Here is a 14399-nt window from a genome sequence, read left to right as displayed (position 1 = left end):
GATCAGATGTGATCCTTCTCCCAAAGTGTAGTGCTTACATAATTTTACAACAACCTGACAAAGTATAGGATTTTAACCACTATATCATTTTAATTTGAGTGCAATGACCTGCAGATCAGAACACCTATAATTTTTCGTGTAAACGCTTTAATTTGTATACTATTTCCATGTTATAATTTTGAAAAACCGCATTGATGAAGGAGGATACTCATGAATATCACGGGTCAAGGCGCGTGGGATACAGGTACATATACAAATCTTTTCTTGAAGCTAGGTTACGATGAGAATGAGATCACGAACAGATTGGAAGAAACATGGAACGAGCTGTTTTATGGCGATGAAAATACTCGAATATATTACCCCATGGGTGAGGACAAGGGTTATTTGCTGGACACCGGTAATCTCGATGTTCGCTCCGAGGGCATGTCCTATGGCATGATGATGGCTGTTCAGATGGACAAAAAAGAAGAATTTGATCGACTCTGGAATTTCTCACACACGTTTATGCAACATAAAGCGGGACGTTATAAAGATTATTTTGCCTGGCATTGCAAGCCTGACGGAACCCGACTCTCACAAGGTCCTGCTCCTGATGGTGAGGAGTTTTTTGCCATGGCACTTTTTTTTGCCTCCAACCGCTGGGGCGATGGCGCTGAACCTTATGATTACAAGGCACAAGCCCGCAAGATTCTTCGTGCATGTATACATCAGGGCGAAGACGGCGAAGGCGATCCCATGTGGGACCCGGAAACAAAACTGATCAAATTCATACCAGAAACACCGTTTAGCGACCCATCCTACCATCTGCCTCATTTTTATGAACTATTCGCGAAATATGCGGATGAAGAAGATCAGAGCTTCTGGAAAGAAGCGGCGGCCGCTAGTCGTGCTTACCTTCATACAGCCTGCCATCCCGTAACCGGACTATCACCTGAATATGCGAACTATGACGGATCTCCGGCTCCAATACAGCCGCATGGTGATTTCAGACATTTTTACAGTGATGCCTACCGTGTTGCTGCGAATATAGCGCTGGACTGGGAATGGTTCCGCAAGGATCACTGGCAGATCGAACAATCCAATCGGATTCAATCCTTCTTCAGTGATATTGAAATATCCGATTATCGTCGTTATACAATAGAAGGTGAACCTTTCGACGAACCTTCACTGCATCCTGTAGGTTTGCTGGCTACCAATGCCATGGCTTCACTGGCTGCGGACGCTCCACATGCTGACACATTCGTTCGTAACTTCTGGAACACACCTCTGCGTCAGGGAGAGCGACGTTATTACGACAATTGCCTGTATTTTTTCAGCATGCTCGCTCTAAGCGGAAGATATCGCATGTACTAAACTAAGGGAATGTGCATGAGCCGTTGAACCTGTCCTGTGAACGTTTGGCTTCCAGGACAGGTTCAATCACAGAACTTTAAGAAGGATGCATGACATTACGATTTAATCTATATCAATAAAAAACGTTCCCGGCTCGCATATGTTGACTGCGAACCGGAAACGTTTGGTTGTGCAACCCGATATAATTCAGATACTTTAATTATTTGGAAACAGAAGAAGTATCATAGGAAGACTGCATTATCTCCAGATATCGATTAATGTTCAGTCCCTCCAGGCCTTTCACATATTCTTCCCAATCCTTATCCAGACTTTTGGCGCCTGTAATAAATTGCAGGGCGTTCTGATCGATGTAATCCTTGAGATTGGTCTGCATCATGCTGGCTTCATCAGCTTGGGACGGATCTACCCACAATGCCCAATGAGGGAAAACCTCTTTCGGTTCCTTGCCCTCCATTAACAATGTCGCCTCATAGAGACGTCGCTCACCACCATCATTGGCATAGATGTCTGTCCCCTGTACTTCGGAGTCCCGATATGCCTGATAATGATTATACTGACTCAATGCAGCCCAACTGTCATTACGAGGTTCTTCTCCAGAAGGAAGCGGAATGGCTTTATATAACGGCTCAATCTGATCATTGAGCGCCACTTCTCCTTCTTGTGGTTTGCTCCAGCTTACGCCCTCTTCTCCCAGATATGATGCCATGGTTCCTTCCTGGGTATAGATATAATCCAGCAGCTTTATGGCCGCGATCTGCGTTTCCTCACTGGCTTTGTTTGTCAGTACAAAGGACGCTCCAGGATCAATCGGATAGTTGTACGTAGCATAAGCGGCATTTGGTCCCTTCAGTGGAGGGATGGGATTGTAATCATTTCCGTAAGGTGAACCTTCCGTAGTCGTTACAAATAATGATGGATGCATCGCTGCTCCCGCACCGAGAAGCTGTGCATCAGCGTTATCTCCAATTTTTTTGAAGGCCCCGACGTTTTGGGTAAATGCCCCTGGATCAATCAACCCTTCATCGTACAGGGATTTAATATAGGCAAGCCCTTCTTTCCACTCCGGTTTGTTCACTACGGTCTCCACTTTCCCCTGATTGACAATGAGATAATTCCGATCGTCGTCATAGATAAAACCGTTCATCAAGTACGGAATAATGTGCACACCGAAATTTTCAGTCGAACCGCTTAGCGGTACTTCGTCGGCTTTGCCGTTCCCGTTCGGGTCTTTCGTTTTAAATGCCCGAAGCATTTCCTTAAATTCTTCTGTCGTCGTGGGTTCGGTCAGGCCCAGTTGTTCCATCCATTTGGTGTTGACCCACATCTTGTTTGGGTATGAACAGTGAAAACATTCATTCAGACCCGTCAGACCATAGATATTTCCGTCGGGAGCAGTGTTCATGGCCCGATAATAGTCATTGCTTTCAAGCACTTTTTTAATATTGGGAGCATGCTCCTCAATCAGATCATTCAGCGGCAAAATAACCCCCTGCTGACCAAACTTCAACAAGTCTGTCTGGGAGAAACGATCTACCCAAGGGATGAGCAGATACAAGTCCGGATAATCACCGGAAGCCAGTGAAATCTGTCTTTTTTCCGCTGCACCGTCGAATGGAACGGTAGTCCAGTTGAACTGAATATCAAACTTCTCTTCCATTTTCTTCGTGAATTTATTAGTGGACAGGTTGGTATCCGAACCCTGGTGGGCAAACACATTAATGGCCGTCTTGCCTGACGGATTGCTGCCTTCCCCGTTCCCCTTATCAGAACTTGAACATCCGGCAAGTACCAACGAGGTAAACAGCATACAGGCAAGAATGATGAATCCCGCTTTTTTCAATACAATCCTCTCCTTCATGAATAATAGAAAAAATGAACTTATCCTTTAACTGAGCCAATCAGCATGCCTTGCACGAAATACCGTTGAACAAAAGGATAGATGATTAGCACCGGCAAGCTGGCCATCACAATTAACGAGTACTTCATGAGTTCAGCCATTTGCTGCTGTTTAATCATTTCCGATGCATCCATGCTCCCCGTACTGCTGTTCAGAATAAGAATACTGCGCAATATCAGCTGTAGCGGATAGAGCGACTGTGATTTTAAGTAAATGAGGGCGTCAAAGTATGCATTCCACTGACCGACAGCGTACATAAGTGACAACACGGCGATAATCGGTTTGGCGAGTGGCAGGATAATACTGAAGATAAACCGGATGTCACTGCAGCCATCGATGTCTGCTGCTTCGGACAATTCTTCCGGTATCGAGTTCTGAAAAAAGGTGCGGGCAATGATGACTTGCCATACCCAGACGGCATTGGGAATCAGCAACGCCCAGCGGGTATCAATCAGACCCATGGTTTTGACCACCAGATAGGTAGGGATCAAACCGCCCGAGAACAGCATGGTGAAGGTAATAAACATCATTAACGAGCTGCGCCCAACAAACGTTTTTTTGGATAATGGATAAGCAATCATAATGGTCAGTGCCACGCTGATGAAGGTGCCGCAGGCTGTATAGAAAAGGGAATTGGCATACCCGGTAAGGACTTGATCATTCCGCAATACAGACTTGTAACCGTCAAACGTCAGGTCAATGGGCCACAACCAGACTTTTCCCGAGGAGACGGCAGCAGGGCTGCTGAGCGAAGAACTCACAATATATATCAAGGGATATAGCACGGCAATCAGCACCACTGTCAGCATGAAGTAAACAACTGTTATAAATAAGCGGTCTCCCCAGGATTCACGAATCGTACTACTGCTCTTGACCCGCGAACGACCTGCATTTGTCTGTGTGTTAGGCATGGGTTGGTTCTCCTCCTTTCGCTCCTGTTACCATAAGCTTGTATTGGACAGTCGCTTGGCGACCGCGTTTACGATTAATAGCAGAATCAGGTTAATCACCGAGTTGAACAGGCCAACCGCAGTAGCGAAGCTATAATTGGCATTCAGCAATCCTATTTTATAGACATACGTGGAAATGATCTCCGAAGCAGACAGGTTGAGCGGATTTTGCAGCAAATATATTTTTTCGAACCCAACAGCCATGATATTCCCTACACTCAGGATCAGAATGATGACGGCTGCCGGAAGTAGTCCAGGCAGATCAACATTAATGATTTTCTGTATTCGGTTGGCTCCGTCCACTTTGGCGGCTTCATACAGGGATGGATCAACACCTGCCAGAGCAGCCAGATATATCACAGCGGAGTACCCCATTCCCTGCCACACATCGGAGAAAACGTAGATGGATCGAAACAGTCCAGGCTCACCGAGAAAATTCACCGCTTCGAAACCAAGGGCACCTGCAATCGTGTTGACAATACCCAGCCTAGGAGACAGAAAGAGCATAATGATGGAGACCATAACAACGGTAGAGATGAAATATGGAGCATACGTCACCATTTGTACTGTTTTTTTGAATCGTATGTTTTTGATTTCGTTCAGCGCCAGCGCCAGTAATATAGGAATCGGGAAACCAACGATCAGGCTGTAAAACGAAATGTAGAGCGTGTTCTTGATCAGCATGACAAACGCCGGATTTTTAAAAAGTAATTCGAAATACTTGGTTCCGGCCCACGGACTGCCCCAGATCCCCTTGATGACGTTGTAATCTTTAAATGCCAGGACCGCATTCACCATGGGTACATACTTGAAAATAATAAAGTAAGCAATCGGTGGCAGGATCAGCAGATACAGCTGCCAATGTCGCCTCCAGCTTCTGGATAATGCTTGCTTCAAGGCAAACGGTTTACTTGGTTTCTCCACGGACTTTGATTCACTGGTCATTGTGGTTCTCAGAATCATCCCCCCATTCTTGGCTCCAAATCGTGCTGAACTGCAACTTGACTTGGTAGCGCTTACTTTTTGAGTAATCATAAGATTGCGCTGGGGATGCGTAAAGGTACAGTTACGCTGAGAAAGTACAAAAGGCGAATATAGTTCCCGAGAAACAACCTACATTAACCGCTATGAACGTCCATTTTCCGAAACACACTCGGAGAAATGCCGCGTACCCGCTTGAAAGCTCGACGGAATGAATGTGCACTATTATACCCGGTGGCCTCCGCTATCTCGTCAATGGTCTGACCGGTAGAGTGCAACAAGTTCGAGGCAGCATCAATGCGTACTCGTTCTACATAATCGGAAAGATTCTCTCCCGTATGTTCTTTGAACAGTTGGGATATAAACTTCTCGGACTTGCTCATGTGCTCGGCAATCCGATAGATCGTCAAGTTTGCATCCCCATAATTATGTTGGATAAAACAAATCATTTCGCTTGCAGTATCCGCATGTGCTCCTGCTCTTCTTCTCTGGAAATCACCGCAGATGTCTTCTGTTAACTGTTTGAATTTTGCACGCAGCGAAGTAATCGTTTCTGTCATCTGAATGGATGTCACCCGAGATTTATATTCCTCCAGCAGGGAGTCATCCAGCTTGAATTTGGGTTCGTCCAGCTTCAGAAAAGTTCCCTTCAGCTCCATGATGAACTGCTGTGTCATCTCGTAGGACAGTTCTCGCTCCTCTAAGTTACGAAGAAACAATTGCTCCAGAATGCGTATCGCCTCTTCAGGCTCCCCGACTTTGATCGTGTTCAGCAGGCGCTGTTCAGACTCAATCGGATAATAGTACATTTCATTTTCCTTCATCGTATCTTCAAATCTCACCAGATGATCTGTTCCCATATGAATGGCATAATCCAGAGCTTGTTTGGCTTCGTCAAAGGAGCGACCCGCATCATTCCAGACCTCGTAAGCTGCACCTGTGCCAATTGTTGTGGATACCCGATGCTCCCGGTAGATCACTTCCATCAAGGTGTTCAGCTCTTTTTCACATCTCCCTATAGCTTCATTCAGTGAGTTCTCATCCAATGGACAGGCAAAAGCGATCTGGTCTGTTCCCCAATCCGTGATCAGCAGCTGCGCATTCCATTCTGTAAGTACTTGTTTGATGAGCAGCCTTGCGACACCCAGTTCATGGATAGTTTCTTCACTGTCCGGATTGGCATATCCGTTTACCTTCACTAAGCCTGCCAAGCCCTTGCTGCTATGAAGAGAAATGTGCGCTTGGGATGAGATAACCTCCAACTCAAGTGAGGTATAGACTTCTCCCGTTAACAAACGTTTGATAAAACCGTCTCTCAATAACGGAATCTGCTCATTCATGGCGTTTTTAAGTGAGTCATTATTAGCAATCAGATTGTTAATATGGCTTGCCAAAAAATCATATTCATTGCCCCGTCTGCCTGGAGAATCGGTGATTTGTTCCCGAAAAGAGGCCAACAATCTGTAAACGGGTGCACTATTCCGATAGGCCAGAACCAGCCCGAATAACAGTCCCAAGGCAATGGTTGCCAAAGTAAAGACCAGCGTGACTTGTTTGATTTGGTCCGCTTTTGTCATGAGTGCTTTCTCCGGAATCCCTGCCATGTAATTCCATCCATTTTGACTGGACTGTATCGATATCAGCAGCCGACCATCACTTCCAGGCTGTACATTCTGCACGTTCAGCTCCGTTTCCGCAGTGTTACCTTCTCTCCGATGTTTCTGTGCCATCTGCTCAGCCTCGACCTGTTCAATGCCAAGGGAGAAAATGATCTGCCCTTCCGCATCGGTGACGAGAGTCCAGCCGCCATATTGATCCACAATATGTTGAGTAAGGCTGGCCATCTGATCCTGATCAATCATGACACCAATCGTCGCTTGCGGTTTGTTGAAGCTGTTCAAAGGCAGAGATTGCAGAAACGTAATGGCGGGAACGTCTGCAAGCACAGTGCCGAGTATTTCACGTTTATAGTTTCGAAGCGGTATGATTTCATTAAAGTGTGGTTGTTTGAGAATTCGCTCATACCATTGTTCAAACGACATACCGTCCAGCTGATTGGCAGCATAATAATGCTCTGGACGATAATACACGGTTCTTGGTGTGATGATGGCATTGTAGTTTGGAATGTGAATGAAGAAATGGGACAAGTAATCATTGGTACTGCTGTACATGGAGAGGCTCCGCTGCATGCGGTTCATACCGTAGACATTGTAGAGATCATGCGGCTTTGGGCCAGCAATTAAATTTTGCAAATCGGGATTGATGGCAAGCTGTCTGGTAAAAGCTTCGACTTGAAGAAGATTTCGCTCAATGATCTCTTTGCCAAGACTCAGCGACTTCAAGCTGTTCTCAATGGAGCTGGAACGGGCTGCTTCAATGGAAGCTCGGTAAGAGGCATATCCCGCAATTTGAGGAATCATCAGAATGACAAGATACGAAATGAGGAATCGGCGGAACACGGGTGAAAATTTGGACCATAGGAGCTGCATATGTACCCTCCCTTTTTTATCAAGCGCTTACATTTCTCTGTGATAAGGTAGCTGTTCAATGATACACCGGGCATTTCTTCCTGGTGAAGGTACAACTTCTTCCTTATGGTACATTTACATACTGCAGCGTACAATGCTTGCATGAAAATAATTGTCACTCTGCGGGTTGGCGCAGAAATATAGTTGTATTTTACCTTTGCATGCCCTCCTTCCCAAAGTATCAAAATAAACGCAAAAAACCTCCCCAAGACATGAAATGACTTGGGGAGGTTCTTGTTTAACGTTGTGCTTATTAATTGCTAACGGCAACAAATTTCCATTGTTGGTTTGTAGCACCTGTGTAGGTGTTCTGCTGCAGCAAGGCTCCATCCGAAGTGGAAGCGTTTGCCACTTCAATCGCTTTATTGCTGTTCACGTTAATGATACTCCAGTACCCATTACCAAGATCGTTGACCTTAAAATGCTGAGCGGTTGTGTTCAGATTGCTCATGAGTTGAACCGCTTCCCCATTGGTGAGGGTACCGTTGCGAATATCGATGACTTTGTCCGGCGAGTTCACACTTGTCAGTGTATAGTTGCCGTTACCGATCGAGGTCAGAACCCACTTCTGAGGGTTACCGCCCAGATCGCTCCACTGCTGGAGCTGAAGATTATTTTCATTTTGACCACCAGGCACATCAACAACCTTGTTGGAATGCCGGGCTACAATTTTATAGGTTGCACCGGATACCAGACCCGTTGTCGGTCCGCCGCCTTGTCCACTGCCCGGGTAAGTCTGAGCACGTTCATGGTACCAGTTGAACAGGAATCGTCCCATGGCACTCCGTGAAGCATCTCCATCCCATTTCAGTCCAGCCGTTGGGTCAGCAAAAGAACTGCGTTGGCCTGGCTCCAGAATGAATCCGTTCATATGAGCTGCAATGCTGACATTGCCTGCCGCGTTGAAGATTGTTTTGGTATTAGTGCCAAACCCTTCATTGCTGCCATTAAACAAGTTCCAATAGGCCGAATCGCCAGGTTTGTTTTTGAACCAGGTTACCTCGGTAATGTTAATCGGATATTTGTCAGCAGCTGCCTTCACGTTGGTATTCCACTGGTCTTGCAGGATGGAGAAGTTGTCATATGCGCCATAACCAGGGTACCAGTGAACCGCATATCCATAGTTATTGAGCGGATCAGTCAATGGATGGCTTGCCGTCAAGCTGTAAAATTGGTTGTATCCCAGACCTGCCGCCCAGATGACGTTGTCCGCACCTTTGCTGCGAATTGTTGAAATCATGGAATTTTGGAAATTACGCAAGTCATTCCAGTGATCCACAAAGTCATTTTCCCCGTTGTATCCACCCCAATGTCCATTGGCATAGGATTTCACCGGTTCGTTGATCAGTTCGAAGTGAACGTTGTCTGCACTTTTGATCTCCGGGCGTGAAGCGAGATAACCCCAGATTTCGTTGAATTTTTGCAGGTTGGCAGGTGTTGTTGCCTGATCATCCTTCAATGTGAAGTCCAGTCCCAGGACAACATAGACACCTTTTGTCTTGGCATATTGAATGTACGGAATAATTACATTTTGCGTAACGGTCTGCACACCGGCAAAGTTATATGTACCAGCAGCCACATCTCCCATGTCCTGACGATCGATGAACAGACGTACCTGATTCATATTCCAGCCATGATTGCTTCCGTATTTCGCGCTGGTGTCCGCAAATGTATCGGTAATGTCTTTCAGATAAGCCAGTGTAGCTGCATGACGGTTATTACCGTGCAGATTGAGATAATAATTGCTGTCCTGATATGTCCAGTAGGCACCTGAGGGTTGATGCCAACCGTTCAGTAGCACAGGCTGGTTGTTGCTGTTCACCAAGTTTTTGCCGTTTACGTGCAGCTTGCCCATCGGCATGCCCACCCATGCTTCGGCACGGCTGCCTCCCCATGGAGCAATTGTGATCAATAAAGCCAGAATGAGTACAAGTTTACAAGATGTCATGAACTTCTTCACTTTAATTCCTCCTGATCTGATATATTGCCTTGCAATAATGCGAGTATGCTCCGTCAGAGTATCTCTGATCAAACAGATCGCTCAGGTCGGCGCCCGCTCCCGCAGCGCGTTCCACACCAGTAGGGGGATCCTGCGTAGGGAAGGATCGCGGTTATGCTGTGAGCAGACGTTCATGAGATCGTTACATGCCCCCTTTTCACAGATGGAATGTTGCATGAAGTTCCTCCTCCCTCTTCCAGTCTGATCCCACTCCAAACGTACAGGAAAACTTAACTTAACCGACGATTCCCGTACGCTCTACACTCTCTACGAAATATCGTTGCACGAATAAATAGATGACGATCAAAGGCAGAATGGCAAGAAGAATTCCTGTATCCTGGATCATACTCAGATAGAACGGATCGGCCTGGGAAGCTGCACCGTCAGTAACCTGCTGGGCCAGATTATACGGAAGGGACGATAACTGAGTCGACATGACTTTACTTGAAGTCAGATAAGTCGTCGTATAGAAGCTGTCGTTCCACTGCCATACGAAGGAAAACAGCATGACTGTTACCATGGACGGAATGGCATTGGGCAGCATGATTCTTGAAAATGTTCGTCCGATGCCCGCGCCGTCCACATAGGCCGCCTCCTCCACTTCCTTCGGAATACCTCTGAAGAATTGCCGGAAGATAAAGATGTACAAGCCGGCCTTAAGTGAATTGGCCGTAATCGCCGTCAGAATAAACGGCCAATAGGTGTTAAGCAAATTAACAGGTTTGCCGGCTATAAGCGTCATAAGCCCCATCAGGTCAAAGCTTTTCAGATTCAGGTATACCGGAATGAGAATGGTCGTTGGCGGTACAAGAATCGTCAGAATTACACCGGCAAACAGCCAGTTGCTTCCCCTGAATTTCAGTCTGGCGAATCCGTATCCTGCAAGTGCACAGGATGCTGTAGTCAGCAGTGTAGTCGTTGCAGACAGGGCAAACGTATTAAACAGCGTTGCCCAGTAATCCATTACGCGTATCGCCTCTTTGAAATTGTCGATGGAGAAGTTCTGTGGAATCCACACCACCACTGCCGAATACAGATCACCTTTAGCTTTGATGGATGTGGAAACCTTCTGAAATATGGGAAACAGGATAACGAAGGAAAGCCCGGTAATCAGAACGAATCGGATCATGGCCCACAGCCAGCCTTTCCAATGCTCCAGCGATAATAATCGTGATGTTGTCAAGTGGGACACCCTCCTTTCTAATCTTGATAGAAGACTCGCTTCGAGAAAATGATGGATACGATAACCAGAATGATGGCAATGGCCAGAAAGTAGACCCATGCCATGGCAGAACTTAATCCAAAGTCAAATTTGACGAAGCCGGTATCCCGGATCAGTTCCGTCATGGCGTTATTGGCAAACGAATCAATGATTGTATAGATCGCATTGACAAAAATAAGCGGGCTGACCATCGGGAACGTAATTTTCCAGAAGGCTTCATAACCCGTCGCCCCTTCCATCTTCGAAGCCTCATACAGTTGAGGGGAAATCGTCTGGATCCCTGCCAAAAAGATCAAAATCTGTACACCGGATTGACTGACGATCTGATAGATCCGATCTACGGCGCTGCTCAGATACGTGACGATCCAATCGCTCACTCCGGCGTTAACCATCAGATTTTCGAGTTCAAATGTCCCGAGTGAGCTTCCACCTGTGCTGCTCTGATTAACCGCTTCAATCAGGCTGGTGCTCTCCAGTGTCATAATCACTCCCGATGCCAGAATAACGGGCAGGAAAAAGATCGACCGCGCTACAGCCCGGCCCCTGAACTTCTGATTCAGGATGACGGCAAGGAACAGACTGAATATAACGATAAGCGGTACGTTGATAAGTACGTCTGTGATCGCCTCAATTAACGCACGGTTAAAGCTTGTATTGACGGTGAGCGCCTGAATGTAATTGGCGACACCGGTGAACTGAATCGCTATGCCTTCCGCGCTGGCTTGAATTGTACTCATGCTGTATCGCAGAGAGGCTAACAGCGGAATGAAGAAAAACAACACAAAACCAATGAGCCAGGGAAGCACGTAGATTACGCCCCACATGGCTTTCTGCTGAGCATACGTACGACTTCCCCATTTCCATTTCAGGAGCGTCTTCAGAGCTGCTCACCACCAGTCACATAGCTTTGGGCTTCCACTGTATCGTTGTTAACTTCTACAGGGAAGTCGTTATAATTGACGATTACGAACCCGCCACCTTCATATGTTGTCCGGAAGACGCCCTCCTCCAGGGATTCATGAGATATCATGGAACGTCCGGCAAACGGCTGGTTCACCTGGTTCACCTCGTTGTAGATCTCGGCGGCCAGATCGATCCATTGTTCATAATTCGCCGCGTAGAGATCATCATAATCCGTTTCTTTCACAACATGGTTTGGCGCATTGAACCATGCAAAGTAAGGACTGGCTCCATATTCAATCAGCTTCAGCACATATTGCCTTGCATTGGTATATGTGGAGAGATTGTATGGCGTCCCCGTATAACCGATGCTGCCGTGTACAACGAGCTGATAGAACGGAATCTCTTCATCCTCTAGCTTGAAACGACTGCTGGTCATTGGCGCATCTGTCAGACCAGTTACATACGGCAGGGCATAAGCGTTCCCGCCTTCAGCAACAAGCGAGCCAGACTGCTGCCCGATCTGTTCAAGTGCCTTCTTTACGGAGCCAAGCGCTTGTGTTCGGTCCACCAGCTTTTTCGGATTCATATCGCTGTTTAACTGAGCTGCCAGATCATTCAGGCTCAGCGACAGTCCATCCTTTTGAAGGGACCTGAGCTCATCTAACATGTCTGCCGTCACGTCCTCCAGCATGTTGGGCGAAAGCACATAGGATGGTGAACGATCCCGGTCCCGCCGCTGGATGGCCTGGTTCATCGGATACAAGACCGCCGGTTCCTGAGTTAATGTGCGTGAAGCTTCTTTGGACGGTTTAAACCCTTTTTTGGATTGCACATTCAGCAGAGCGATATCGGGATAGAAACCGATGCCCGCTTCTTGTGTGTATGCGCTGAATTCCCGCAATCCCTTTTTCCCGCCTACCGCGCCGTCTACTTGGATGGAATCCGGCAGTCGATGATGAAGCCCGCCGTTAAGCCATCCTGCATAGCGCACCTGAATATTGGATACCTTCTTCTCCGTCAAGGCAGAGAGAATGTTTTTGGCTTCATTAAATGTGGTCAAAGCCTCCGTTGAATCATACGGTATGCCCAACATATGCTGTCTTGTTGTCATGCCACCGAACAGTTGCAGATAAAAGGGAACGTTACTCTGCTCCTTGCTGGCGTTCAACTCGGGAAGTCCGCCGTTTTGCATCAGATAATCCCGATAGAGAGATGCAAGCCCCGAGTACGAGGCCTTATCCGCCCCGACAAAAGCATATCGAACGACGAAATCAGACGCGGTCGGTTTTTTCTGGAATTTCGGAAGTGTACGAACCATATCACTTGCCTGAAGCGTCACATCGCTCTTGTTCACCACATAGAAGCTGGGATATACGTTGTTGTAGCTGTTCAGCTTGCCGCTGATATCGGCATTCACAACTGCAACGGCATCCCCTTCTTCAATAATGCCCAGGAAAGCTCCCTCTTTCCGAATCAGTCCAAATACCGGCAACCTGGCTCTGGCTTCATTCGAACTTGCTTCCCGCAGTTTCATGGTCATATCCGGTCCGTATATATCTTGTTGATAGGCAGGATACTGCAGCTTGCCATTGTTAAAATGGATCAGCGCTCCCGAACCGTCCGGCACCAGTATGGAGCCCTCTTCTTCTGAACCCCCGGCCCCGAAGTAATCCATTACAGATATGCTGTTGATCGGATATTCCTCTGGAAAATGTATGCCTGAGGACGGAACACGCACGAGCAGATCCTCTCCATCAAGCTCATATTCCATCGTAAGCATAAACAGACGTGGTCCACTTCGTTCCTCTTCAATGCCAAACTCGGCATGATCCTGAGCCAGATCCTCCGATGTGTAACCGGCTGTGTCAAAAGCCTTCAAGGCCCGGGACAATTGCAATCCTTGCATCGCCTTATCAATCCGGACGTAAGCGCCTTCATCCTTATCTTCCGCATAGCCGACCTTCAAGGCCCGCTGCCCGGCCTTATCTAGCTGTGCAAGCAGCTTTTGTTCGAATCGCTCCTTGCTGATCTTCATCGGCAAGTCTTCTATGGATCGCTCAGTGCTTCCAAACTGGTAGTGAACCCGCACGCCGCCTGGCAGCACCTCGTAGCTTATCTGCTTGTGTGCAACACTATCCGTGAAGGAATTCACGGTGCTGCTCTGTCCAAGGCTGTTGAAGAAGCTGAGCTTTGTTTGTGATGACAAAAGGTCTTTGTTTATCCCGGCTGCAACCCCATCCTGCTCACGATCTGCAGGATTGCTGCGCCAGATCTGGCCGCTCTGCGTGTGAATCACTGCAATTTCGGCAGTCTCTTCTTTAATGAACAATTGCAGCGCAGCATTCTGCGCAATGCCTACCATGCCGGGAAGGCGGACATCGCTGAAAGATGATTTCAGTTTCTCTCCGGGAGGCAGGGAGGGAAAGTCCGTCGGATCTGCGGCAGTCACTGTCTCATGAGCGAGCGGTGTTGGCGAGAATTGACAACCGCCAAGAAGCAGACTGCCCGCGAGCAGCATTCCTGTTATTTTTTTGGCTACGGTATAATTCATAACAAATTCCTCCTC

At 47.3% G+C, this 14399-nt stretch carries 9 protein-coding genes; 1 reads left to right on the top strand and 8 read right to left on the bottom strand.

Annotation, left to right across the window (positions count from 1 at the left end; translation table 11 throughout):
- Window positions 1-210 precede the first annotated feature (210 nt).
- Window positions 211-1353: a glycosyl hydrolase family 8 gene (locus FS628_RS26595; RefSeq protein WP_145325961.1), complete on the top strand. Its 1143-nt coding sequence runs from the start codon at window positions 211-213 to the stop codon at window positions 1351-1353.
- A gap of 199 nt (window positions 1354-1552) precedes the next feature.
- On the opposite strand, the gene FS628_RS26590 is transcribed toward FS628_RS26595, so the two are convergent.
- From FS628_RS26590 to FS628_RS26555, 8 genes are all read right to left on the bottom strand, one after another.
- On the bottom strand, window positions 1553-3211 hold the full coding sequence (locus FS628_RS26590; protein ID WP_145325960.1) for an ABC transporter substrate-binding protein: 1659 nt from the start codon (window positions 3209-3211) through the stop codon (window positions 1553-1555).
- Window positions 3212-3231: 20 nt separating this feature from the next.
- A complete protein-coding gene (locus FS628_RS26585; RefSeq protein WP_145325958.1) occupies window positions 3232-4161 on the bottom strand; it encodes a carbohydrate ABC transporter permease in 930 nt (309 codons plus the stop codon).
- A gap of 27 nt (window positions 4162-4188) precedes the next feature.
- Window positions 4189-5043 carry an ABC transporter permease gene (locus FS628_RS26580; RefSeq protein ID WP_036671100.1) on the bottom strand — a complete coding sequence of 285 codons (855 nt, stop codon included), beginning with the start codon at window positions 5041-5043 and terminating at the stop codon, window positions 4189-4191.
- A gap of 275 nt (window positions 5044-5318) precedes the next feature.
- Complete coding sequence (locus FS628_RS26575; protein WP_145325957.1) at window positions 5319-7670, bottom strand: helix-turn-helix domain-containing protein; 2352 nt, start codon at window positions 7668-7670, stop codon at window positions 5319-5321.
- Between the two features lie 292 nt (window positions 7671-7962).
- On the bottom strand, window positions 7963-9669 hold the full coding sequence (locus FS628_RS26570) for an RICIN domain-containing protein (protein WP_145325956.1): 1707 nt from the start codon (window positions 9667-9669) through the stop codon (window positions 7963-7965).
- Window positions 9670-9943: 274 nt separating this feature from the next.
- On the bottom strand, window positions 9944-10891 hold the full coding sequence (locus FS628_RS26565) for a carbohydrate ABC transporter permease (protein WP_105598719.1): 948 nt from the start codon (window positions 10889-10891) through the stop codon (window positions 9944-9946).
- A 17-nt stretch (window positions 10892-10908) separates the two neighbouring features.
- Complete coding sequence (locus tag FS628_RS26560; protein ID WP_145325955.1) at window positions 10909-11754, bottom strand: carbohydrate ABC transporter permease; 846 nt, start codon at window positions 11752-11754, stop codon at window positions 10909-10911.
- A 53-nt stretch (window positions 11755-11807) separates the two neighbouring features.
- On the bottom strand, window positions 11808-14384 hold the full coding sequence (locus FS628_RS26555) for a DUF5696 domain-containing protein (RefSeq protein WP_145325953.1): 2577 nt from the start codon (window positions 14382-14384) through the stop codon (window positions 11808-11810).
- Window positions 14385-14399: the final 15 nt, after the last annotated feature.

The sequence above is a fragment of the Paenibacillus xylanexedens genome, assembly GCF_007676705.1.
Lineage (GTDB): Bacteria > Bacillota > Bacilli > Paenibacillales > Paenibacillaceae > Paenibacillus > Paenibacillus xylanexedens_C.
This window is presented reverse-complemented; position numbering and strand designations above follow the sequence as displayed.

What these genes read in the sequence shown, in the direction of transcription:
- FS628_RS26595 (WP_145325961.1), top strand. Translation starts at nt 211, where the DNA reads ATGAATATCACGGGTCAAGGCGCGTGGGATACAGGTACATATACAAAT.
- FS628_RS26590 (WP_145325960.1), bottom strand. Translation starts at nt 3,211, where the DNA reads ATGAAGGAGAGGATTGTATTGAAAAAAGCGGGATTCATCATTCTTGCC.
- FS628_RS26585 (WP_145325958.1), bottom strand. Translation starts at nt 4,161, where the DNA reads ATGCCTAACACACAGACAAATGCAGGTCGTTCGCGGGTCAAGAGCAGT.
- FS628_RS26575 (WP_145325957.1), bottom strand. Translation starts at nt 7,670, where the DNA reads ATGCAGCTCCTATGGTCCAAATTTTCACCCGTGTTCCGCCGATTCCTC.
- FS628_RS26560 (WP_145325955.1), bottom strand. Translation starts at nt 11,754, where the DNA reads ATGTGGGGCGTAATCTACGTGCTTCCCTGGCTCATTGGTTTTGTGTTG.
- FS628_RS26555 (WP_145325953.1), bottom strand. Translation starts at nt 14,384, where the DNA reads ATGAATTATACCGTAGCCAAAAAAATAACAGGAATGCTGCTCGCGGGC.